Raw genomic sequence first — 23,605 nt, forward strand, 5'->3', positions numbered from 1 at the left:
GTTCTTCGACAAAAGAACTAGCATCAAATAGCTTCTTGGTACATGAGATTGTTATCATATATATATATGTCCTTTCACAGTCTATTTCGTCTAACATTAAATTTATGCACTTCGTAAATACAATATATTTCACATAGTATCTGAACTACGTATATGAAATCTGTCCCGTTTTCCATTAAATGAGTGGCAAAGAAGAGTCCCAGGGCATGGAAACTTACCTTTTTCCAAATTCTTGTACGTCGTCTAGCTTCTTCAAAAACCATCTGCACACTTTGCTCGGTAAGATGTCGATCAGAAGATTGTCCTGGATACAGCCCTCGATTCGGTCTAGATTCAGCTATGTATTTCTGCACGATATCCCAAGCTAGATTCGAAAGAAGCGTTCTCCATAGCATATTTACCCAAGCCTGTACTATTGATCAATTCGTCCAGATGAATAACAATAAACAATTGAACCAGTTGGTATTTCGTCTGGGGATATACTTTTACCCAAACATATACCGATATTCTTTTTACCAGCTATAGAATGATTAATTTGAATAGAAACGACTTTATACACTTGCTCTTCTCCGTCCGTTTTTTTGATGATAATCTGCTCACCGATCATCTCTTTGATTGTTGACGGAAGTAGCTCATCCAACTCTTCATTGGCCCCCATAACGATGGTTCCGAATTCCGGTGTATCGAAGACTAACCCCACGCCAAACAGCATTTCAGTTTCCATCCTATGGCCTCCTTATCTCTGATCTATGAATAGCTCGCCTTTGACATCTCGCACTCTGAGATCCGCATTACGAAGTCTAACCATCGCATCTCTCAATAAAGCATACCGTTCAGTAGAATTGAGTTCAGGAGCAAACCTTGCTGCCCGGATACTTGCCTGAGCCTCATCAAGAGCATAGTTTCTTTTGATGACTTCAGGAGGAAGATCATAAAGTGGGAACGATCTGCCTGCGATAGAAGCCTCATAGTGCCCAACAATCTCGTGAGCTAGTGTAGCATTCATTGAAATGCGTGTATTCGCACTCAAAGTCCCTACTCCCGGGGCTGCTGCTGGTAAGACATCCGTATTGATGACCAAGCGATTATACATCATGCCTGTATTCCAGGTATCATAATAACCAGGTTGTGCGATTAAGATATTTTCTTCGGGGAAATCAAGCTTGTTCAAGTAACTCTTTATCTCAATCTTTTGGTTATCCGTCAGCGGAAGCTCATTGCGTTGTCCGTCACTGAGAATCTGTCTAAAATCTACCTCGCCATCGTATTTGACAGGGGTATCGATATGCAGCTTAGGTTTGAAAACAGAGCTTACCCCTAATATAATACCACCAGTACCAAGCATACTTGCCCAATGTTCACTTGACCACGCATTTGTAGGCAGGACAGCTTCCCTAATCGTTCCATGGACCCCAAATGTCAACCAGTTCAGTGTGTCTTGAGGTGACTCTAAAGCCTTGTCAGCTCGATCAACATACCCGTTTACGAGTCCACTTGGAATACCAAATGTCCAGTAATCCAGAAATCCGCCTACACTATCATATCTCCTCTGATATCGGTGATCTGCCGATTGTATAAATGCTTGTCCTAGCTCTTTTAAACTATCTACAGACTTCTCAACTGCATTCCGATCGTCTACACCTTCCTGTGGGTCACAAGCATTCGGTGGTGGTGGTAAACAGTTTATGTCTACTTGCCCTTCCGACCCGTGATCAGCTTGGAGAAATCGTTCTCCATGGTTATGTAACACAGTTGATATTGAACTCATAAGTGTGACAACTTCAGTCATAACAATCTGTGACTTCTTGAAATCATAGTAGAACCTTTCTCTAGTACTCCCATCCCAGTTCGCTTCAATATCAGTCATACTTCGCAGAAGACTTTCATTCATGTGTTGAAGAGTAGTATAAGCTGTAGAGAACTGTTTACTAATTGCGAAAAGTTGCTCTGGCGTAACCATAATTCTCGTCATACAGTACCTCACACCTACTAAAGAAATATTTAGTTTCTGAATTCAGGGAATATCTGGATTTTACTGTTCATTTATTACCTGTGTCAAATACCTGCAGCAATAAGCCACTGAACAATCTGAACTAGAGCCCTGATCATTTTTGTTGTTACCTTGACTTTGTTTATATACTTGTCCAACTAATTTAAAGACAGCAGGTCCCGATAAGGAACTGCTGTCTCTGCTTCTTTATAATTGGCCCCACTTATAATATCACTTTATGTATAGGAGTCATCTGCGAGCCTTTGGAATACTTGAAACATCTATATTCTCGTTTCCCCCTCTAAACATACAAATTCCATCCCACAATAAAAGCAGCCAAGATGAAAGCCGAGATGCCAGACATGATGAACATCACTTTTTGCTTTTTGCTGTAACTACTCTTCCGCAGTTTGAACATAAGCAAGCCAAGATACGCCACCGCCAGAACTACATAAAGCAGGTTAAACATAAAATTGATCCGTAGCGAAGAATGAGCGGGATAACTTGGAAGTCTCGTATGTATGATGAAAAGATTAATAAGCAGTAACACGCCTGCAAAATGAATGGCTAGATAATATTTATCAAAATAGGTTGAAGGATTTCCTCGCTTTTTTAGTCTGTACAGAAGCATCCGGATTAAATAGCCGATCAACACACTTAAACTGAAAATGATGGATAGCGCAACAGGAATAAAAGATATTACAATCAAGTTCACCTTCAAATTCGATACAGGCAAGTAATCCATGTAAGGAGTGTAGGAAATTTTCTCAACAACCCCATTATGCTCGACAACATTATACAGACTACTTAACTCCGCTTTTGAAAATTTGGTTATATCAAGCTGCCTGAATAAATCAGTAAATCTAGAAGAAGCCCGTCGTGCGGATTGAAAATATCCCCCACCTTCAGAAGTAACGGAACTAACGTATGTACTATTACCAAAGATTTTGCTAATAAGTCCATAATAATAGATTTCCTCGAACGCAATGTTTGTCATGACCACCGTCCCAAATTTGGATGCTGGATCAAAGACAACTTTAGGTTGCAATTATGAGAATTTATGTTGTTCATCTACATTCTCTCCCTCAACATTGGAGGTGTATGAAGATCTATCCTCTATTTTTATGATCTCTTGGTCTTTATATACTATTTTCGTTATCATTTTTGAATATTTTAATCTCGTTATTTCAATCAGTTCATTGGGCTGCATCAAACTCACGATGTGACTATCATTTATTTTAATTTTGCTATTACCTCGTCCCAGTCCTTTGACTATTACGATGTTATTATTCACATTCACTATTTGTCCAATTGTGTTGAACTGCTCTTGTTTCTTGAGATCAAGGTATGTTACAAGGCCAAGTATACAAAATATAATAAAGCAAAAAATTGATAATGCAGTTGTCCATGCAGGAGGGTGATATGCTAAGTTATTGGCAGATACTTGAATTACGATTATAAAAATAAATAGAACGATGAGTAGAAATTGCTTTTTTAATTTTCCTTTAACTTTTTCGTTCATAGGACTGTCTATCCTCCATCTCCACTTTCCCTATAACAACATGATTGAAATGAAGATCCAGTGTCTATAATAACATCGTCTATTTTCAGTGTTCTTCCTCTAAATGTAACGGTAAGTGACGTTGTAATTAGCTGTCCATCATAGTTAATTTTCATTCGTATTACGTCTCACTCTCATTAATGGGTCTTTACGGAGATGAATCACAAAGTCTTGATTCGACGTATGATATACAACGTTACCAGGCTCTACTCGAAAAAACTCTTTATTCGCATCTTGTTCTGATACGGTGCGAATTGGTGCAACTTCATCGACGATTTTTTTGTTATCTTCCTCATGATAATGAATGATAGAAACCAGAACAAATTGGTCAGGGAACAGTTCTCTAACCCCTTGCCATTTCATGTGTTATACCTCCTGTTATTCGTATTTGTTCAACTTTCTATCATTTTAACATATAGCCTTACTTCATATATCATTCCTGTGTTCATAACACCCAAACTAGTCCAATGTATCCTCACTCTAGTATGTAAAATGTACAAAGAAACCGTCTCCTTTGGTATATGGTTGCTCTCACTTCCATTTACTACGGAACGGTTTATTTTTCTCATGAAAACCTGCCTCTCCAACCAAAACGCCTGCATAATCTGTTCACCTCAAAGGGTTTCCGGCATGAATGTTGTTCTGGTAAGCAAGGATCAATTATTTTCTAATACACCTCATCGATAATGTAATCGTTACGCATGAATACCTCTTGAATTGAACATTTCAATATGATTATGTAAACTAGTAATAATTCAATCTTTATAGTGCATTTATTCCTTTTATGAAAGAAAGTAGAGGTGTCCCTTTTGAGAAAACCTATCTTCTTGTTTGTAATCTTAATCATCTCCTCCCTCTTGCTTGGAGCATGTGCCTCCGAAGAAGAAAAGATGATTGTATCCTCCGCCGAGAAGTTCGCTGCAAATTATGTTCTCGAAAAATACGGTGTAACCGTTCGTTTTAAAGAGTATAAATTCTCTCCTCCCGATCTATCCAATTCGTTAGGCCTCCATGGCTACATTGAAGGCGATAAGAAAAAGAAGGTATTTGTTCTGGTAAATTACGATCCATTAAGTGTCGAGACACTATCGCTTCCTGAAGGAATATCCAAGAAACAAAATTCTAAATAGAGAGTTGAAGTATATTTTTAAAACGATCAATCGATATAAACGCTTTTGAAACTATAGGGAATATATGGATTGTATCTTTCGTCAATTACTTCTGTCAACGTTCTCCGCAACAATAAAATGAAGAAACAAATGCGATCTACATAATAGAATGATTGCATTCTCAATTATGTTACACCTCTGTTTGAAGAAGTTCTCCACTAATTCGATGAACTCTGAATATACGGAAATAGGGGGAGTAATTGTATAACTCCCCCTCACCCCAACAACGCCTGCGCAATCTGATCCACGATCCCATTATTCCCCATCGGTCCATAACAGCCGATCCACGTCGCCGCATCCACCGAATGCACATGCTGTCGCTCCGCCCCATCAAGCATTCCCAAGACACGCTGCTCTGTCGCAGATATCCCATCCTGCATAAACTGATTACTCAGCAAAAAGTAGTGACTCGCTTGTACAGCTGGTAATCTCTCAACCGAAATATGATAGGCTGTGTCGGAGGTATCTGCTACAAATAACGGAACGAACAAACCTAGATCACGGTACAGCACAGCGCCTGTGCGATGAGCAGCAGAATGGACGCGCACGAGGGAATCTAGCGGACGGATCAATGCCACACTTTTTCCTGCCAATACCGGAGCCAACTCCTCAGACAGCAAAGCCGTGCGACGATGATAATCCGCGATAATCTGTTTGGCCTCATCTCGCTTTCCTGTCAGTTCACCGAACAGACTTAGAATCGTCTGCCAGTTTTCATTACGCTTGAACATGAGCACTGGAGCGATCTGGCTTAACCGTTCATGATGCTCATCTTGCACCTCGGTGCAAATAATCAGATCCGGCGCAAGTCGTTCTACCGCAGGCAGATCGGGGTATTCATACGTGCCGAGTAATTCGGTATGCTGGAGTCCTGTCCGGAGGGATTGAGGAAAGGATAACACGCTGCTTCCCACTCCTACACTCCCTGCCGGAGACAACCCGAGCCCTAACAGGTGATCGGCATATTGCACATCGAGGACAGCGATACGCTTTGGTGTTTCGGTGACGGTGTACTCCCCTTGCATATGACAGATGACCGGGCCTTGGGCCGACTCATAGGATGAAGCTGTCCGGTTTTGCAGCAAAGCCTTCGCATAGTCTGCATCTCTTCTCGAAGCGGCGGCATGCCGGTAATGTAGCGGTGGAACGCCAACATACTTTTTAAACGCCCTGCTGAAATAATACATATCCCGATAGCCCAGTTTGTCCGCAATTTCACCGATCGAAGCATCTGTATGACGCAGCATTCGCGAGGCATTTTCCATACGCAGCTGAATGACATACTCCATCGGACCAAGCTGCTTCTCTTGTTTGAATCGTCGCTGCAGCTGTCTTACACTACAGCCCGCCAGGGCTGCCAGCTCTTTTAGCTCCAAGTTTTGACGATAGTGCGATGTGATATAAGAAGCGACTACATCCACCATGTCGGACTCCGCTCCCCCTTGACCACGTTCATACGCCATGATCAGCTCGTAGATCATGCCCTGGAGCAGTGCGTTGGCATAAAAACGTTCCAGCCCTTCGCCGCGGCGTCATTTGGCAACGATTTTTTCAGCGTTTTCGATCCAATCCGCATGGGTTGCCGAGTTTTGAACAAATGACCTGCGCAGCGGGTGTTTGCGAAACGAAGGTACAACAAGAGAGGCTCCCTCCATGGAAGAAGCCTTGTACATGATCACAATATAATGAATGTCCTCTGATCTGGCCGTCAGCGTGTAGGATGATCCCTTCACCACATGAGAGGCAAAAGAAGCTCCAATGTGGCAACCCTCGCCATCCATTGCAAGCTCCCCTTCCCCTCCGTATGCCAGCAGCAGTACATTATAAGTTATATCCTTTTCGTGTAAAACGCTGCCTGTCTGCAAAGTACCGCTATATCCATCAAGCATCTTGATCGCTGTATCACTCCAACCACTTGTCTGTTCCTGCAGCGGCATTTCTCTCATCTCCTGACAATAGCAATGGTAAAATTGTTGCTGTTGTCATTTTAGTTGAGATTCTTTCTCATTGTCAATTTTCGGACTCGGCACGCTCTTCGTCATGTAGCTCAGGTAAAATAATAATACGGACACTATGAGGAAAAGGAAATTCACTTGTTAGAAGAAGCTTCAGCAATGTTGATCAAAGTCTCGTTAATCCCCAGCAGCATCCAATTATTTGATAGTTTTCACATATTTTTAACTTGTATGTATAAGAATCACATGTATAATAGTGGTAATTGAAAGGAGGTGAGTACATATGAAAAAATTAGAGATTAAAGAATTGATTTCTAAATCGGAGAAACTGGCTAAAGTTAATGATTTGTGGTACTTTATCAGATCTGGAGAAGGTGCTTGGATTGTAGGTTCAGGAGGCGGAGCGAAGTAATATGTCTTTATTGAATCTGTGAATTCTTAAAAGCTAAAACTCAAATTAGTGGTTGAGTCATCTAAAGCTCCAAGCTTCTTCATCAATTTTGATACATACGGGAATTACTCATGTGAGCTCTGGCACAATTTGCGCCTGAAGGCTGCCAACCACTAATGATGAGGTCTGGCTACTTTATTAGGAATTATTTAACAGGAATTTCGAGTGACTGTGTATGAAATAATGCTTTTACATCTCACTTCATTTAAGAACGGTAGAAAGGAAATGTTCATGTATAACAATGCGGTAATAAACCTGGGAGCGAAATGTAACGCAGCCTGCGCTCATTGCTGCTTTTCTTGTTCTCCAGCATCGACTCAGTCTATGGATCCAAATTACATAAGACAACTTGCCCATGAATTGGCTGAAAATAATAAAGTAAACTTGATTTCATTTACAGGTGGAGAAATTTTTTTAAACTATCCATTTTTACAAGAATTATTAGAAATAATAAAACCTCATCAGAAGAGAATCACCCTTATTAGTAACGGCTTTTGGGGCATCAGTAGAAAAAAAACAGAACAGTATTTTAACGACATGGAGTATTACAATGTGACCAATCTAACAATAAGTTATGATGAATTTCATGAACCATACGTTAAAGCAGACGCCATTAAAAATATACTGGAATGTAGCAGAAACTTCTCTAATACGAGCGTAGCGCTAAATATGGCTGTAACAAAAAGTAAAATGTCTAATCGTATATTAGAATATATGGGAGAATCTTTGCTTGGGATCAGAGTAACAAAGTTTCCACTCATGCCAGTTGGAGAAGCAAAGAATGAAGACCCGGACAGCTTTCAACATATTTATAAACTCAGTAACGAAAGGAGTTTGCAATGTCCTGGATTTGAAGTGGTGTATCATTTTGATGGTCAAATATATCCTTGTTGCTCGCCAGCGGTATTTAGTACCAAATTGCATTTGAGAGAAAGTATGGATCAAACATTTGATAGAACCATCGAAAAATTAAACGCCAATCTTCTATTTTACATTATGAGAAAGGAAGGGTTTAAATGGTTTATTGATGTAGTTCAGAACAACCCTGAATTTAATCACATTAAAATTCCGGAACAATTCTCATCCATATGTAACATTTGCAATATTTTATTTAAAACGGAAGAGAATATTGATTTGTTAACAACATATATGATGAATTATTACGAGAATATGGTATGAAGCAGTGCTTTACGTTTGAAAACGAAGAATATGAAATTTTTGTAGAAAAAGAAGTGTTTGTTAAAGATAAGTGCAAAAAAGAATTTTATAAGACAAGTATTCTCCATTTGAATGAAACTTTAAAGGAGCAGCTAACCGAATATAAGAGTAAAATTAATTCTGTGAATTTCACCATTTACATCACACTTTTATTAGTACTTCTTGTGTCTAATCTTTATTTTATTCATTTTTTCGGTTATAAATTCCCTTGGTTTGAACATAACTTGAAAAACTATTTCATTTTTGCTTCTTACATGATTTTTAATGTCTTTATTCATGAGCTAGGCCACATAAAATCCATGAATTTTTTTGGACGAAAGCATAATAAAGTGGGATTCAAAATGAACTTTTATGTTTTTCCTTCTTTTTATGTTCAACTAAACGATATTTATATGTTACCAAAAAAAGAAAAGCTCATTGTTCATTCAGCAGGTATTCACATAAATTTATTCATTATTTTAACGATCCAGATCATCAATACATTATTCTTGAAAATGGATATGTTGTCGGTATCATACATTTTCTTCTTTTTAGCATTAATATGGAATGTAATCCCCGTGTTGAACTCTGATGGATATAAAATTTTACTTACACTTCTGAATAAAGATGAATTTGAAGACTCCAAGAAAAATCATTTGATTATTAAAATAATTCAGATTATTGGAGTATTACTAGCAATACGTTCAGTATTATTGTGGTTTTAGAAGAGGAGGAATTCATGCCATGGTTTTAGATATAAGTGGCTATACGTTAAGAATCAAAAATAATCTCTTGCTTGATCACGCACATTTACATTTTCAACCAGGGAGTGTCAACCATATTGTAGGGAAGAACGGGGTAGGTAAATCCAGATTGGCGAAAGACTTTATTCTAAATAAGAGCGGTTTTTTCCCGAAACAACTATCCTCAAATCTAACCGTAATCTCAAGTTATTCCAATATACCTGAAGATATTTCCGCAAAACTGCTTTTTAAAATATTAATTAAAAGATATGATCGGATGATGCTGGATCAGCTTAGTGATTTATTGAATATCGCAAATATACCATCCAACATTCTCATTAAAAATTTAAGCGATGGACAAAAACAGAAGCTTAAGCTGGTATCATTTCTTTTAGAAAATAAGGGAATTATCATACTCGACGAAATCACTAATTCACTGGATAAAACAACAGTAAATGAGATTCACCAATTTCTTAATATCTATGGCAAGCAGCATTCTAACAAAATCATATTAAACATCACTCACAATTTATCAGATCTCAAAAACATCGAGGGGAGGTACTTCCTCTTTCAAGACAAAAAGCTAGTGCAATACGAGGACAAAGATCAACTAATAAAAATATATATTGAGGACTAGTGACTATGATTGAATTTGCAAAAAGCCTATTTAATAAAGTATTTATGTTTCTGGCACTTATTTTTATATTGTCGTTCTTAATCGGTTGGTTCCTTCCTATCGGTATTGATAAAGTTACATCCCTAAGCTATCGAGAATATCTCTTCAGTACGTATACTGTGTTTACTCAATTTGGATTTTTAATGTTCTCGTTTATCATTGCATTCTTCGTTAATAAAGAATACTCTAACAAAACCATTCTGTTTTATAGGCTGTTATCCTATGAGAGTCTTAAATTTTTCTTGAATAAAGTTGCCGTACTTTTTATGGAATCGCTTATTTTAATCACAATATTACTTTCATTTGTATCTATTGTGTACAAAGATTTTAGCCTGTTTTTTCTTATGGTGTTTTTGTTGACGTCTGTAGTCACACAATACATCCTCATTATTGGAACAATCAGTTTGCTTTCATCTAACATCTTGATGAGTATTGGTTTAAGCATCTTATACTGGATATTAGGTGTCGTTTTAGTAGCCAGTTCAGATAAATTTACTTATGTTGCTGTTTTCGACGCTTCGAATCTCCTTTATTCCCATATTGACCAAGTGTTTGTACAAGGGAGCAATTTCATTTCTCTAAGCAATGTATTAACGGTTATTGTCTATAATCTTATTTTATTTTTAGTGAGTGTTCTGATAAGTAAACTGATGAACAAACGTTGGTTAAAGCTCGGAATTGACTAAAAAGTTGATGTACAAGCAGCTGGAATTGGGGGCAATCTGCTATCAACTCTTTTTACACCATGATATGGATTGTCCCATCAAAGCATAAAGGTTGCGTATTTCTGAATCCGAAGAGTTTTTTGCTGTAATTCCTCCCCCTAAACTGATTTGGCCGTCAGCGTGTAGGATGATCCCTTCACCACATGAGAGGCAAAAGAAGCTCCAATGTGGCAACCCTCGCCATCCATTGCGAGCTCCCCTTCCCCTCCGTATGCCAGCAGCAGTACATTATAAGTTATATCCTTTTCGTGTAAAACGCTGCCTGTCTGCAAAGTACCGCTATACCCGTCAAGCATCTTGATCGTCGTATCACTCCAACCACTTGTCTGTTCTTGCAGCGGCATTTCTCTCATCTCCTGACAATAGCAATGGTAAAATTGTTGCTGTTGTCATTTTAATTGAGATTCATTCTCATTGTCAATTTTCGGACATTTGAGGCAATATTCCCCTGACATCTGGTAATAGAAACAGCAGGTGATCCGCTCACTTTTGGCAACATGCACATTGTCCTTACAATCGGTGAAGTGAGTTAACGGATTCTTCCTCTCACCAAACACTTGTCCGGATGCTACCTGCGTCAGATAAGAGAAGTCCTCTCGAATGATCTTACGTTCCTGCTCCGTCTCACCTTCATCAGGAGCGAATAGTCGGCCAATTCTCACCATAATATTCTCCCAGAGAATACTCATCGAAAGAGGTGCAATCGCAGCAAGTGTCTTTAACAGCGGTGTCAGCTGTACCGCAAACATCTCCTCGAGCACCTTTTCCCGCCATGCTCCCCTGTCTCCCGTTAGTCCTTCAGCCTGAAGCCCATTCACCGCTAGAAAAGGGAACCGTGTACCACCGTCATGATCTGAGAGCGCCGGATGATAGAGATAACTGTTTTCCAACTGAAACGTCACATGCTGATGATGAAACGTCATCGCGGTCACGAGCGGAGTCGTCCATAGATAGCCAAGCCGCTTGGCTAACATGGAAGCGGCAACCTTCATATCAGGCGCATCGATATACTCCTGAAACCAGCTGATATACTCCCGGCACGCCTCTTCGTCATGCAGTTCACTTAGAGCAATGGTACGGACACTATGTTCTGGCGGCTCACCAAGCAAAATCGAATGATCCTCTACCGTCTCTTTCCATAAGTCTGTCGAGAGATATGGGTTCATATTAGTTCGATCCGAGCAGGGCTTCCGATGCCTGATCTACAATCAGATTAATCGCAAGCGGTCCGTAATATGCAATCCACAGTGTTGAGTTTACGTCATATGTGCGGTTATTTTTCACAGCATCAAGGGACTTCCACACGGGATTACTCACCATAGCTTCTGCCTCTGCCGCAAACAGCTCATCCGACAGAACAAAATAACGATCTGCCCCAATGTCAGGAACCTTCTCCATTGAGATTTCAACGGAGGTATCATCCTTGATTCCCTCAACGAGTGCAGGCATTTTTAAACCCAAATCCTGATAAAGAATGCCGCCTGTGCGATGCTCGATACCATGAACACGAATGCCTTCTTTTCTCGGACGAATAAGGGCGACCGTTTCTTCCCCCATCTTCTCCGACAGTTTCGCCTTCAGTCCGGCGACTTTGTCCTCATACGCTTTACGCACCTTCTCTGCTTCGTCCTGCTTGTCAGTAATCTTAGCGACCGTGGCTAATGTATCATGCCAATCTTCGTAGAAGTCGAGTACAAGGGTAGGTGCAATTTTGCTTACATTCTCATACTGTTTCTCTTGAAAGTCGGTCATGATAATCAGGTCTGGATCTAGTTCTACAATCGCTTCCAAATTAGGCTCGTCCCGTGTACCCAGAACCTGTACATCACTCGGCTGATCTCCTAAGTATTCAGGAAAATCGGTGTTGCCTCCAGCGATGACACTGCCAGCCGGCTTCTCGCCAACAGCTAACATTTGATCGAGAAACTTAACATCAAGCACTGCAATTTTCTGTGGTTTTTCGCTTAGCGTCAGCTCACCCTTCATATGCGTGATCGTTACGGGAAAAGCTCCGTCTGTCTGTGTTTCTGCATTCGCAGGTGTCTCCGCTGGCGTTGCCGCAGGCTGATTACCGCTATCTGTACCTGTTACGGCACCGCAAGCCGTCAGGACAAGAATAAGGGCCAACATCAAGCCCATGAATAATCGTGATTTGTGAGCAGTGTATGCCTTGCTTCCGGCAGCCTGCCCCTTTGTTACTTGATTCATGATGAATCCCCCTTATGTATAATACTGATAATGATTTTCATTATCGAAACATAAAGAGAGTATATACGATCTCCGCATCGCGTTACCATGTACTTTTGCGACATTTGAGCCGGACTAATGCGACATCACCAGCCGCTTATCCGCCCTTTAATTTCTCAGCGATATACGCTTGCAGTCGGTAAATGTCTGAAAGAGGCTCTTCTTCCTCCGGCGTATTTCCATACTCCCCTAGCCAGCGCGGTGTGCGGATATGCCACTCGTTAGACAAGTATTGCTGTTCATCCCGATACGCTATAATATGCTCCAAGAAATACTCCAAAGAGCCGAAGGTTGTTTATGTCTATCGTTGATAATGGATTGTGTTTTTTCAATGATTGCCTGTAACATGTGTTGAATATGATCTTCAGGATTCATAGCGTTCTCTCGCTTGTCCACCAAAATTATAAAATCAAAAAGAGGAAGGCCCTTCTCTATTCCATAGAGAATCAGACAACCTTCCAATCATTTGAAACATAACATGTATTAACACATCTGATATAGAACTCATCATTTCGAAGCTACTCTGGATATTCCCTTGATGCCCCGATCAATTTATCTTCTTCATCAAAAACGTTCAGCACTCTCTCAATGTCATCCACTTCATAGCTTCTAACAACAATTAGTTGCTGCATATGAAGACCTGGTGGGTCAATGTCCGGTCTAGACAAGTTATTTAGCAAACGTTCTGGTGTATATAAGATGCTCCATCGTCTGGAACCATCTGTAAAAACCATTGTGATCTCTATCCAGTTCCATTCTTCCGGATGATCCGACCTAACCTCATCATCAAAACGCCAGCTTACTAGCTTTGGTCTTAAATTCATTTCTATTACGATGTTTTCACCTCTCTTCTACTTAATTTCTTAAATGCCGAGTATTCCTGACTAGAATTTATATAACTAAATATCTTTTCCGCACATGCAGCTGAGCTAAGCTCTTCCGTGTTCACTTCCAGATCATATTCATCATAGGAGTAGATGTAGTCGAACTGGGAATGGGCAAGTCCAATCTCGCGATCTCCCCTGCTCTGTTCTCTTCTGGTGAGTTCTTCTTTCGAGCACTGCACGCCTACAAACAATATCGTATAATCCAAAAGCAAATCATAAAAACCGTTAAACCACTTGTCATTGCTGATGACCGTATCCACGATGACATTCAAACCCATTTCCGAAAACAGTTTAATGGTTGCACAGTACATCGAATTGATAGGGTCGAACAGGATATCTGTCATCACATGGTGCTCTACTTCTCTAGTTGGTTTCATATCTGGGTATGTAGTATCGATGAATTGATCATAATTATGGAGAAATTGATCTACAGATAGATGAAGAAACGGAATGTCTCCCTGATTCTTCATTTCCATCGCGATGCTTGTTTTCCCCGAACTTGATGTTCCGTTCAAAAATATAATGAGTCCTTTTTCCATATCTATCACCCTTATCTATAAAACTAAAAAACGCTTCGGCTCGGCCGAACTACCACTCTCTCCATTCTTCCGTAATATCTTCATCCTCCTGGATCTCCAACCCTGCAAGCCTGGCCGCCTTGTCGATAAAATCAGCCAATTCTTCACGTTCCATCGTCTCAATAAAATAATCTTGGGCCTCATTCATTTTGTTAAACCTAACCACAATTTCTTCTACAGCCTTCATCATGCGCTCGGAATTTTTCGTTCCTTGTAGTGCTATTAACTGGTGCAAAAAAGTATCCAGGGCTTGATCCGACATGAGTAATCTCTCTTCTGTAAAAATCTCATCTCCGTATTTAACCATTCTCTCGTTCCCTAGTTTCGTTGGGTTTTCATGAAATATGTTTTTTAATGTCATTGATATCAATTCCTTCTATAGTTCCCTTGAGTTATTGAATTTCGAATTCAATAATTACATTTTATAATATTTTTATAATTAATTTACAATAATTTTCAGTTATGTATATAGTAGAACTGCAGCAAAATCCTTGCAAGGAACTCAAATTCACGGAGTGGGTGAGATCATGTCTCTTTTCAAAAATAAAATAATACTAACCTTTGTATTGTTATTCTTAGCTTTCTCCATAGGTACATTAGCATATATGATTGGTCAATCGAAACCGGAGAAGCCCATTCATAATGTCGTCAACCTTTCAGCTAACTCCCTAACATTTCATGAAATAGATAAGCTGGATGCGTTCGCTGAACTAATCGTCATTGGTGATGGAACCATGCAGTCTTTTCACACCAATACGAACATCAAGATTGAAAAGATACTAAAGAAACCCGACGATTTCCCTTCAGATCAGAACGAATTAACAATCATTGAACCCGTTAGCCTGGAAGGAGACGTCAAGTACACAGTTAATGACTATATAGAACTGCAGAAGGGTGATAGAAGTGTGCTCTTTTTGATGAAAAACTCCTTTGGTGATTATGGATTAATCAATGATAACTTGGGAAAATTCAGCTTGGAAGGGATAACTCAATATAGTGTACCTCAATCCTCCACTGCACAAGCGTTATCAGATTACAAGGCATTCCGTGGCTCGGTAATGGAAAAGTATAATATACAGCAAGTTCAATAGCAGTCCACCAGCTATCGAATGATTAATTTGAGTCGAAACAACTCCAAACAGTTACTCTTCCCCATCCATTTTTTTATAATAAAAGTTAAAATTGTATATATAGAAATACTTTTCTTTTTCATTGGTTGGCAGTAAAGTTAATTCATAGTATGTTGAATGTACAAAGAAACCGTCTCTTTTGGTATATGGTTGCTTGCACACCCATTTACCAAGGAACGGTTTCTTTTGATTTTACAATTTATAATAGGGCTATCTATTCCACCCTGTATGATTGTTCAACCTTTTATACCGCTAAATGTAATGCCGCTAATAAACGTCTTTTGAAGAAAAAAGAACAAAACAATAATAGGTAATGTCATCAAGGTGGATACCGCCATTAATAGACCCCATTCGGATCCCTTTTGACTCTGAAATTGCTGCAATCCGAGCGAAACCGTGTAAGATGGTTCATTGGTTAAATAGAGCAAGGGGCCCATGAAATCAGTCCAGCTCCCCATAAATTGAAACAATGCCACGGCTAAAACGGCGGATTTGGCTAGTGGAAACATGATCTGTAAATATATGCGGAACTCACTAGCGCCGTCTAAGCGGGCCGCTTCGCGGAGGGCATCAGGCAGTCCCATGAAAAACTGTCGCAATAGAAAAATGTAAATGGGCACTCCAAAAAACTGGGGTACAATCAGTGGAAGAGATGTTCCTACCCAACCTAATTTAGTAAACAGCAGGAATAGAGGAATCATCGTCACCTGTCCGGGGATCATCATAACAGCGAGAGTCACAAAGAAAAGTATACCTCTCCCACGGTACTCTAACTTGGCAAAACTATAGGCAACCAAGGGACAGGATATGATCACACCAAGGGTACTAACGATTGTTATAATCGCCGTGTTTTTCAGATATGTCCAGAAAGGGATATACTCAACGGCACGGGAATAATTACTCCACAGAATTGGATGCGGAATCCACTCTGGGGGGAATGTAAAGATTTGTGTGAGTGGTTTAAGAGAAGTCGAAAGCAGCCAAATGAACGGAATAATGAAAAATGCAGACGCAACAATTAGACATAAATAGGCTAACGCACGATTGATTCTTTTGATAGCGGTAGGATTCATCCCTTACTTCCCCCTCCTTATTTCCCTTGATAATGAACCCAGCGTTTAGACGTAATAAAAATAATTCCGGTTAATGCCATAACGATTATAAATAAGATCCAGGCCATTGCGGAGGCATAACCCATTTTGAAATACCTGAATCCGTTCTCATATAAATACATGACGTAAAAAGTCATGGAATTTGCAGGAGTTCCTTGCCCTTTGGTCAACGTATAGGGAAGAGTAAACTGTTGGAATGCACCGATCATTCCCATGACAAGGTTGTAGAAAATAACGGGCGTGAGCAAAGGCAGGGTTACCTTTCTCGTTTTCTGAAACCAGTTAGCTCCATCGATCTGTGCTGCTTCATAGTACTCATCAGGGATGTCTCCTAGTCCAGCAAGGTAGATAACGACAGCTTGCCCAATACCCCAAAGCGACATCAGGATGAGCGAAGGCTTGGACCACGCCTCACCACCAAGCCAAGAAGGCCCATCGATACCGATATGCGCTAACATCCCGTTCACCAATCCGAAGTTTGGATGTAACAGCCACATCCACAGAACTGCCAAAGCCACTTGTGGAACAAGTGTAGGCAAGAAAAAGATCGTTCTGAATATAGCCATCCCCTTGACCTTCATATTCAACATCATAGCGAGTGCCACACCGAAAAATATACTTAATGGGACAAAAAATACAGTGAAATAAAGCGTGTTATATATGGATTTCCAAAACAGAGGATCATGAAATAGATCTCTATAATTACTCATTCCGACAAATTCACCAGGCTGCAGAATGCTGTACGTAGTGAAGCTGAAGTAGATGGACATTAGCATCGGAATTGCATAAAAGCACAGCAGCCCTATAGCCCAAGGTGAAGCAAACAGCCACCCAGTCACGTTAGTTCTGTGAAGTGCTCGTTTCCTTGCCGATGGAATTGCGTTTACTTGAACTGAATCGGCTAGTTTCGCCATGTGCATTCTCCTTCCAATGGTCATTCATGAGTAGGCAAGGAGAGAGAGGTTCGGTTCGCTTCACTCCCTGCCTACCGAGCACCCTATTTGTCGTATTTTTCTAAAGCCTTATTAACCGTCTCTGTTACTCTATCCAGGTTCTCTTTCGGAGTACCGTTACCACGGGTAGCCTTTTCCGTTGCGGAAGCTAACTCATTCCACAGCAGCTGTCCTTCAGGAATAACCGGTCGGTTGTGTGAATTGGGCAAAATATTAATAAATTCCTTCATAATCGGATCGTCCTTGTAACCGTATTTGTCGTTAACCGAATCGATAACGGAAATTTGAGAGTCAGCGTTTAATAACGTTTGCCCCTCTTCCTTCCCTAAGAATTCGAGGAATTTCCAAGCAGCAGCGACGTTCTTGGCGCCTTTAGGGATAATAGCGGACCCACCTCCCGACCATGTCGTAAAATTAGTACCTGTTGGGGTCGGTATTGGTGCAACACCGAAGTTTAAATCCGGCTTAAATTTTTCGATACCCTTCACCGTAAAGTTTCCACTTATCTTCATGCTGACTTGACCGGAAATGAACGGATCCATTTCCTCCGTGCCAGCTGCGCTTGTGAATCCGGCAATATCCTCGACATTGTATTTTTTGCCGAAGTCGGTCATCCATTGTAGCGCTTCAACGACTTTAGGATCATTGGCGGTAATTTTGCCGGTGGCAGCGTTCTGGAACTCTCCTCCAAATGCCCATCCCCAAGTGTACAGCCAGCCTTGCGAATACCATGGGATGAACCCGATCCGTTTGAAACGTTTACCTTCCTTAATGGTTAACTTTTCGGAGGCCGCTTCAAGCTCGGCGATCGTTTGTGGTGGTTTGTTGGGATCCAGCCCTACTTCTTTGAAATGATCCTTATTGTAAAATAGCAGGCGAGAGTCCGTATCCATCGGCATGGCATAAAGCTTTCCTTGATAACTGGACTCCTCCCAAGCAAATGGATAATACATTTCCTTACGAATTCCGGATTCTGCTGCCATCGAGGATAAGTCAGTCAAAGAACCTTGCGCAGCCCAAGTACCGACCTTAAACCGGTCGAAAAGTGCAACGTCAGGAGGATTGCCGCCTGCAACTGCAGTCAGCAGCTTCTGATCGGATCCCTCGCTGGATTCTGTATAAACCAATTTCATTTTAATGGTAGGATTTTTCTCCTCAAATGCCTTCACGACTTTATTCAAATTATCTAAATCAATGGAGGTAAGACCATGCCACATCGTAACCGTTGTATTCCCCTCTCCGTCCTGATCGCTTGAGCCTCCATTCGTTGAGCAAGCGGTTACAAGTAGTGACATAGCCAGAAAGTAAACAAGAATTGGAAATACGATTTTTTTGGATCTCCTCATTCAAAGTCCCCCTTAAGTTAAATTCATTCGTTTAACTTGAATTCCTATAGAATCCACTCCATTTTTCTGATAGTTCCACAATGTATGTAAGCGCTAACAAGATTGATGATATGAACTATTAAAATCAGAAAATGATGAACGCCGTGAATTTTTATAAGAATCCTACTGGTTATACCAGTTATACTAAGTATACTAATATGACATCATAAAGCATGTCAATTGCAATATTACGACATAAATATTCATGACGTATGGTTATAATTAGATATATAAATCGACCTTCACAGAAGACAGACCGCGTCTAGAAGAAGTTTTTCTTGCGATATCAGGTCAGGGAGGTCCATGCTTCGAAGTTTATATTTCTGATATCAAAAAAAGTGCCGATAAGCCCCTGGGGACTTCTCGACACTTTGGACAATATGCTTGCTTTTGTTGAGCTGCGCTTGTATTAACCCCCTACCTGTTATTTTTCACGACCATACGATGTTCAATGATGTTCAGCTCGGGAACTGCTGTTCCATGCAACTGAGAGATTAGCATATCCACTGCCAATTCACCCATCTGCTTCTCATCCTGCTTAATATGTGTGAAGATGGGTTGACCCAAGTGATCGTTCAGGGAGTCGAAACAAACAATCTCGAATTCCTCCAGAGATTTCCCCATCGAGTGGATGACCTGAGCCAGCATGGTAGCTATTAGAAATTCCGACGCGACAAACGCCTTTACATCAGGGTTTTGTTTCAAAAAATGCTTTACTGTTTCTTTATCACTTTCAATCGCTGTTCCGTTTATGTTCATGGGAAGGGTGCCCTTCAAGTTCGTCAATACATAATCTTTGTTCAAGTTCATTCCTTCTTGGGTGAAGGCAAACGTATATCCGAGCAGCCGTTCCTCCAATGTTGACGTGTTCTCTTCCGGCGGAGACAAAAAGGCAATTTTTTTATGTCCTTTGCTAATCAGATGACGCGTAAGATCCATGGCAGCTTTCTTATTGTCTGTGTATACGGAACAAACCGGGATTCCTTTTAGATATCTATCGGCCAAAACAATTGGAAACCGATCTAATACAAGTCGAAGCAGTTCCGAATTATAGTGTTGACCATGAATGGGGGTCACGATTAATCCTTTGATGCCCAAACCAATAAATAAGTCGATCGCGCGTTTTTCCTCATCCCGATCCCCGCAAGTTCGCTTGATAATGAGTTGATAATTATGCTCAGCACTTCGCTTTTCCATCGATCTAAGAAGCTGTAGGCCAAACTCGTCAGAAAAATTCGGTATAATAAAACCGATCAACCGCTTATCATCCTCAGGCACCAAGGTCGTTTTTACCTCTGAATAGTGCTTCGGTTCTTGTCCTCCAATTATACCATCGGCCACATATGAACCCTTCCCTTGTATTCGTTTAATAACCCCAGAATCCGCCAATTTCTCCAGAGCCTTTTTAGATGTAATGCGACTGACGCCAAATTTTTCAGCCAACTCTTTTTCAGAAGAGACTCGGTCTCCTTCTTTTAACCGACCTTCTTTAATCTCTTGTACAATATAGATATATATCTGCTCGTATAAATGCAATTCCACAAAATCACCCTGACATCATAATATTAGTATACTAAGTATATTACACAAGAAGTAATTCGCAAAGTTACTCAGATTACTGGGCGAACTTCTGTGGCATGGCGTTTTCCACGTCTACGGTGTCACACCTCTGCATACCGTTAGCCCCCATGGTAGGGGCATGGAATAACCGACGATTAGTCGACAGTTAATTCCCGTTTATCTTAGTGGATACGATGGTATTGAAGGTCCGTGAAGATAACTCTCGAACCCCAAACGAACAAAAAAAAGCTGTCCCTCACAATATATTCATACCTTGAGGGGCAGCTTATCGATACACTGCTGATTATTTAGATAACTCTTCCTTCACCATAAGCTGACGGGCATATTCATTCAGATCAATAGACTCGCCCCCGTTCAGCCGAGACTTTTCAGCTGCGAATGCGATCAGATGGCTCCGGACGGAAGCCGCAGCCGATGTCAGGCTCTCCTGGCCGTTATAGTGACGCACCTCATCCAGAAAATTTCTCACAATGCCGCTGTCTCCCCCACCATGACCGCTAGTTTGAGAAGGGATTGTGATTTCTGTTTTTTGATGTGTCAAAAAGTCGTACACCGTAATTTGATCTTCCTCACCGCGAAGTTCTCCTTTCGTCCCCATGATCTGGATTCTACGTTCCTGCTCAAATGTAAAGCCGCACATACTGAACATGGCCGTAGCTCCACCTTCAAATTCCATATTCACAACCTGATGATCTACCACATTATTGTCACTCCGGTATACACACCGGCCGTAATCGGTATCACGCAAGCCCTGTATGATATTCGGCTTTGTCAGCTCCTGTGTAAAATGTCCTGCCCAACCCCTGAATTGGTCACTCAAATAAAATCTTGGTGCAGAATACGCGCAGGTTGGTTCTACGGCACAATCCAAGCATCTGTCAGCCGAACCTTCCGGTGCATTGCCTTCATGAAAATGTTTAAGAGATCCGAACGAACTGACCTTGAGGCAAGGCTGATCCACGAGCCAGGATAATACGTCCATATCATGGCATGACTTGGACAGGATCATCGGGCTGGATGTGTTGGAATTGTTCCAATTTCCCCGCACGAAGCTGTGGGCAATATGCCAGTAACCCACATTCTCATTCAACTGAATGGAGACAATTTCTCCGATACGTCCTTCTTGTATCACCTTCTTGATCGTATTCCAGAACGGGGTGTACCGCAGCACATGGCAGATCGTCAGCAGCCGGTCATTATCTCTGGCCGCTTGTTCCATCTCAAGACATTCCTTCGGATCAGGAGACATCGGCTTCTCCAGCATAACATGATACTTCTTATCTAAAGCCTGCATGGTTGGGCCATAATGCATTCTGTCCTGTGTACAAATAACCGCAATATCAGCCAGCTTAGGTTCAGCCAACAGGGGCTCCCAAGTCTCATAACAGTGTTCCGGCGGAATCCCGTGCTTCTCAGCAAATCTTGCTCTTCTCACTGGATCGGCTTCGGCAACCGCAATGAAGGTAAGCTCATGCGGATAATCAAGTGCATAGGGTGCATAGCCACCCGCTCCCCTCGCACCTGCTCCAATCAGGACTGCTTTCAGTTGACTCATATTTGTTCACTCCTTTATGATCTGAAATCTACGGATGAACCTTCTAATCCGCTTGGGTATAACGGTCTGCTGCTGATTGATAGATGGCTACATATCGTTCTACGCCCATCTTTTGGAGAGCTGCCACATACTGATCCCAATTGTCAAAGGATTCATTTCCAGTAATGAATTTGTCACGCATTTCATCTACATACGTTTCAATATCCGTCTGGAAAGTGGTCAGATCCCGCTGCTCTTCCTGCGTGAAATTAAATGGAGGCCATATTTGATCTTGTGGTAAGATGTGAGACTCTGCTTTTTTCGCATTATCAACCGAAGTTGGAAGACCTTCAGCACCCTTGAAGTATTTCTGCTTCACAAAACCAGGGTAGTATCCACCCGGCCAAATCAGGTATTGACCTACCGCCTGGTCCAGATTAAGGCCATCCGGGTTGTTTTTGATATTATCGACATAATCTACGTTCCCGTCTGCGTCTTCTTTATACGTCTCATCTTTCCAGCCCATGAAGAACGTCTTGATGCCCTCATCGCTGTAGAAATAATCCATCCAGCGGATCATCGCCTCTGGGTTTTGGGCTTTATCTGTCAGTACGAACATCCCGATATTACCGAGTGGAGAACCATAGGCGTTGTATGTCTGATCGCCATGAGGACCCTTCAGTACAGGCATGCCAACATAACCTTGCTGATTGTATATCGCAACCGGATCGACATTATCCACAACTCCGATCAGGCCCTCCATACCTTTAGCATCCACTTCCGTACTCTTAACAGATACAATATCCTGCTCAAGCAATCCGTCCTTGTAGAGCTTATTCACGAATTGTAGCAGCTCCTTGTATTGGGGATCGGTTGGAATAAAGCGTACTTTATCTGTCTGAGGATCTGTATCAATGTTAATGTTGGAGGTGCCATGATTATTCAACCCAAATGAACCTCTCAGGTAGTTCACCACACCAGCCGTTCCCACACCGCCCCAGGCTATCTCGTCCTTCTGCCCGTTGCCGTTTGAGTCCTTTTCTTTAAATGCTTTCAACATAGTATAGAAGTCATCTAATGTCTGCGGTTCCTGCAAACCTAATTTATCAAGCCACTCTTTCTTCAACCAAGGTGTTCCGTACAGAACCGACTTGAATTCCGGATCATACAAGGTTGGCAGCCCATATATGTTACCATCCGGCATCGTAATCCCTTTGCCAATAACCGGATACTTCTTCATTAGAGCCTTAAAGTTAGGCGCGTATTGGTCGATCAGATCATTCAGAGGAATAAATGCGCCCTGCTTGCCGTATTTCAGCAGATCCGATCTGGAAAACGCCGAGGCGTAGAACAGCTCCGGGTAAGCGCCACCTGCCAGGAGGAGATTACGTTTTTCCTTCAAATTATCCTTCTGCACCGTATCCCACTGGATATGAACATTGGACATCTTCTCATACTCTTTCCAGAGTCTAAGATCGTTCCAGTCCGCATTGGCAAAAAACTTTCCGGCAAATCCGCTCACTGTAATGGTGTCATTTACGATCGGAAATCCGCTCGCATTAACTTTGCCATTGGCAGCTCCTTTATCCTTGCTACTTCCCGAATCAGCATCCTTAGAATTGCACCCGGCCAGCATCGAAACGGACATCATACAAACTAGAGCGATACTCCCCCACTTTTTGAGCGTCATTCTTATTCCTCCCTTTGTCCCATCGTTATCCATACAAGGAA

26 protein-coding genes are annotated in these 23,605 nt (G+C 41.3%); 6 read left to right on the top strand and 20 right to left on the bottom strand.

Annotated features, from left to right (window positions below):
* Positions 1-412: 412 nt before the first annotated feature.
* From BMW94_RS29395 to BMW94_RS29415, 5 genes are all read right to left on the bottom strand, one after another.
* The gene (locus tag BMW94_RS29395) at positions 413-724 is read right to left on the bottom strand and encodes a hypothetical protein (RefSeq protein ID WP_254790415.1); all 312 of its coding nucleotides are present in this window, start codon (positions 722-724) and stop codon (positions 413-415) included.
* A gap of 12 nt (positions 725-736) precedes the next feature.
* On the bottom strand, positions 737-1,972 hold the full coding sequence (locus BMW94_RS29400; protein WP_091002155.1) for a WXG100 family type VII secretion target: 1,236 nt from the start codon (positions 1,970-1,972) through the stop codon (positions 737-739).
* A 319-nt stretch (positions 1,973-2,291) separates the two neighbouring features.
* Entirely contained in the window at positions 2,292-2,987 is a 696-nt protein-coding gene (locus tag BMW94_RS29405) for a hypothetical protein (protein WP_175480885.1), read from the bottom strand.
* Between the two features lie 51 nt (positions 2,988-3,038).
* A complete protein-coding gene (locus BMW94_RS29410) occupies positions 3,039-3,512 on the bottom strand; it encodes a hypothetical protein (RefSeq protein ID WP_091002157.1) in 474 nt (157 codons plus the stop codon).
* A gap of 144 nt (positions 3,513-3,656) precedes the next feature.
* On the bottom strand, positions 3,657-3,914 hold the full coding sequence (locus BMW94_RS29415) for a hypothetical protein (RefSeq protein ID WP_091002158.1): 258 nt from the start codon (positions 3,912-3,914) through the stop codon (positions 3,657-3,659).
* A gap of 446 nt (positions 3,915-4,360) precedes the next feature.
* Here BMW94_RS29415 and BMW94_RS29430 point away from each other — a divergent pair, with 446 nt between their 5' ends.
* Positions 4,361-4,681, top strand: coding sequence for a hypothetical protein (locus tag BMW94_RS29430; RefSeq protein WP_139209444.1), 321 nt, complete (start codon positions 4,361-4,363; stop codon positions 4,679-4,681).
* A gap of 254 nt (positions 4,682-4,935) precedes the next feature.
* Here the strand turns inward: BMW94_RS29430 and BMW94_RS29435 are convergent, their stop codons facing one another.
* Positions 4,936-6,183 (bottom strand): helix-turn-helix domain-containing protein, encoded by a 1,248-nt coding sequence (locus BMW94_RS29435; protein WP_254790416.1) that lies wholly within the window; start codon positions 6,181-6,183, stop codon positions 4,936-4,938.
* A gap of 69 nt (positions 6,184-6,252) precedes the next feature.
* On the bottom strand, positions 6,253-6,657 hold the full coding sequence (locus BMW94_RS31075; protein ID WP_254790417.1) for a hypothetical protein: 405 nt from the start codon (positions 6,655-6,657) through the stop codon (positions 6,253-6,255).
* A 301-nt stretch (positions 6,658-6,958) separates the two neighbouring features.
* Between BMW94_RS31075 and BMW94_RS29440 the strand changes: the two genes are divergently transcribed.
* From BMW94_RS29440 to BMW94_RS29455, 4 genes are all read left to right on the top strand, one after another.
* Complete coding sequence (locus tag BMW94_RS29440; protein ID WP_091002162.1) at positions 6,959-7,087, top strand: epipeptide YydF family RiPP; 129 nt, start codon at positions 6,959-6,961, stop codon at positions 7,085-7,087.
* A 270-nt stretch (positions 7,088-7,357) separates the two neighbouring features.
* Positions 7,358-8,305, top strand: coding sequence for a YydG family radical SAM peptide epimerase (locus BMW94_RS29445; protein WP_091002193.1), 948 nt, complete (start codon positions 7,358-7,360; stop codon positions 8,303-8,305).
* Positions 8,302-9,048: a hypothetical protein gene (locus tag BMW94_RS29450; protein ID WP_091002163.1), complete on the top strand. Its 747-nt coding sequence runs from the start codon at positions 8,302-8,304 to the stop codon at positions 9,046-9,048. The genes BMW94_RS29445 and BMW94_RS29450 overlap by 4 nt, the downstream gene beginning before the upstream one ends.
* Positions 9,049-9,067: 19 nt before the next feature.
* On the top strand, positions 9,068-9,703 hold the full coding sequence (locus BMW94_RS29455) for an ATP-binding cassette domain-containing protein (protein ID WP_091002164.1): 636 nt from the start codon (positions 9,068-9,070) through the stop codon (positions 9,701-9,703).
* Between the two features lie 862 nt (positions 9,704-10,565).
* Here BMW94_RS29455 and BMW94_RS29465 read toward each other — a convergent pair.
* The 7 genes from BMW94_RS29465 to BMW94_RS29490 all read right to left on the bottom strand — a co-directional run bounded on the left by BMW94_RS29465 (position 10,566) and on the right by BMW94_RS29490 (position 14,441).
* Positions 10,566-10,811 (bottom strand): hypothetical protein, encoded by a 246-nt coding sequence (locus BMW94_RS29465; protein WP_091002165.1) that lies wholly within the window; start codon positions 10,809-10,811, stop codon positions 10,566-10,568.
* Positions 10,812-10,856: 45 nt separating this feature from the next.
* The gene (locus BMW94_RS29470; protein ID WP_091002166.1) at positions 10,857-11,633 is read right to left on the bottom strand and encodes an IucA/IucC family C-terminal-domain containing protein; all 777 of its coding nucleotides are present in this window, start codon (positions 11,631-11,633) and stop codon (positions 10,857-10,859) included.
* Between the two features lies 1 nt (position 11,634).
* Positions 11,635-12,675 carry an ABC transporter substrate-binding protein gene (locus BMW94_RS29475; protein ID WP_091002167.1) on the bottom strand — a complete coding sequence of 347 codons (1,041 nt, stop codon included), beginning with the start codon at positions 12,673-12,675 and terminating at the stop codon, positions 11,635-11,637.
* Positions 12,676-12,811: 136 nt separating this feature from the next.
* Entirely contained in the window at positions 12,812-12,982 is a 171-nt protein-coding gene (locus tag BMW94_RS30700) for a hypothetical protein (RefSeq protein WP_175480886.1), read from the bottom strand.
* A gap of 250 nt (positions 12,983-13,232) precedes the next feature.
* Complete coding sequence (locus tag BMW94_RS29480) at positions 13,233-13,448, bottom strand: hypothetical protein (RefSeq protein ID WP_175480887.1); 216 nt, start codon at positions 13,446-13,448, stop codon at positions 13,233-13,235.
* A gap of 95 nt (positions 13,449-13,543) precedes the next feature.
* Positions 13,544-14,140: a chloramphenicol phosphotransferase CPT family protein gene (locus BMW94_RS29485; protein WP_091002169.1), complete on the bottom strand. Its 597-nt coding sequence runs from the start codon at positions 14,138-14,140 to the stop codon at positions 13,544-13,546.
* Between the two features lie 49 nt (positions 14,141-14,189).
* On the bottom strand, positions 14,190-14,441 hold the full coding sequence (locus BMW94_RS29490; protein WP_254790418.1) for a hypothetical protein: 252 nt from the start codon (positions 14,439-14,441) through the stop codon (positions 14,190-14,192).
* Positions 14,442-14,706: 265 nt separating this feature from the next.
* On the opposite strand from BMW94_RS29490, the gene BMW94_RS29495 reads away from it, so the two are divergent.
* Positions 14,707-15,270 (top strand): hypothetical protein, encoded by a 564-nt coding sequence (locus BMW94_RS29495; RefSeq protein ID WP_091002171.1) that lies wholly within the window; start codon positions 14,707-14,709, stop codon positions 15,268-15,270.
* A 275-nt stretch (positions 15,271-15,545) separates the two neighbouring features.
* On the opposite strand, the gene BMW94_RS29500 is transcribed toward BMW94_RS29495, so the two are convergent.
* The 6 genes from BMW94_RS29500 to BMW94_RS29525 all read right to left on the bottom strand — a co-directional run bounded on the left by BMW94_RS29500 (position 15,546) and on the right by BMW94_RS29525 (position 23,564).
* Positions 15,546-16,382, bottom strand: a complete 837-nt coding sequence (locus BMW94_RS29500) for a carbohydrate ABC transporter permease (RefSeq protein WP_063564008.1) — start codon at positions 16,380-16,382, stop codon at positions 15,546-15,548.
* Positions 16,383-16,399: 17 nt separating this feature from the next.
* Complete coding sequence (locus BMW94_RS29505) at positions 16,400-17,335, bottom strand: carbohydrate ABC transporter permease (protein WP_091002172.1); 936 nt, start codon at positions 17,333-17,335, stop codon at positions 16,400-16,402.
* A gap of 83 nt (positions 17,336-17,418) precedes the next feature.
* Positions 17,419-18,720: an ABC transporter substrate-binding protein gene (locus BMW94_RS29510; RefSeq protein WP_091002173.1), complete on the bottom strand. Its 1,302-nt coding sequence runs from the start codon at positions 18,718-18,720 to the stop codon at positions 17,419-17,421.
* Between the two features lie 456 nt (positions 18,721-19,176).
* Positions 19,177-20,301, bottom strand: a complete 1,125-nt coding sequence (locus tag BMW94_RS29515) for a GntR family transcriptional regulator (protein WP_091002174.1) — start codon at positions 20,299-20,301, stop codon at positions 19,177-19,179.
* 322 nt (positions 20,302-20,623) lie between these two features.
* Positions 20,624-21,895, bottom strand: coding sequence for a Gfo/Idh/MocA family protein (locus tag BMW94_RS29520; RefSeq protein WP_091002175.1), 1,272 nt, complete (start codon positions 21,893-21,895; stop codon positions 20,624-20,626).
* A 43-nt stretch (positions 21,896-21,938) separates the two neighbouring features.
* Positions 21,939-23,564: a type 2 periplasmic-binding domain-containing protein gene (locus BMW94_RS29525; protein ID WP_091002176.1), complete on the bottom strand. Its 1,626-nt coding sequence runs from the start codon at positions 23,562-23,564 to the stop codon at positions 21,939-21,941.
* Positions 23,565-23,605 lie beyond the last annotated feature (41 nt).

Source organism: Paenibacillus sp. OK003 (assembly GCF_900109515.1).
Lineage (GTDB): Bacteria > Bacillota > Bacilli > Paenibacillales > Paenibacillaceae > Paenibacillus > Paenibacillus marchantiae.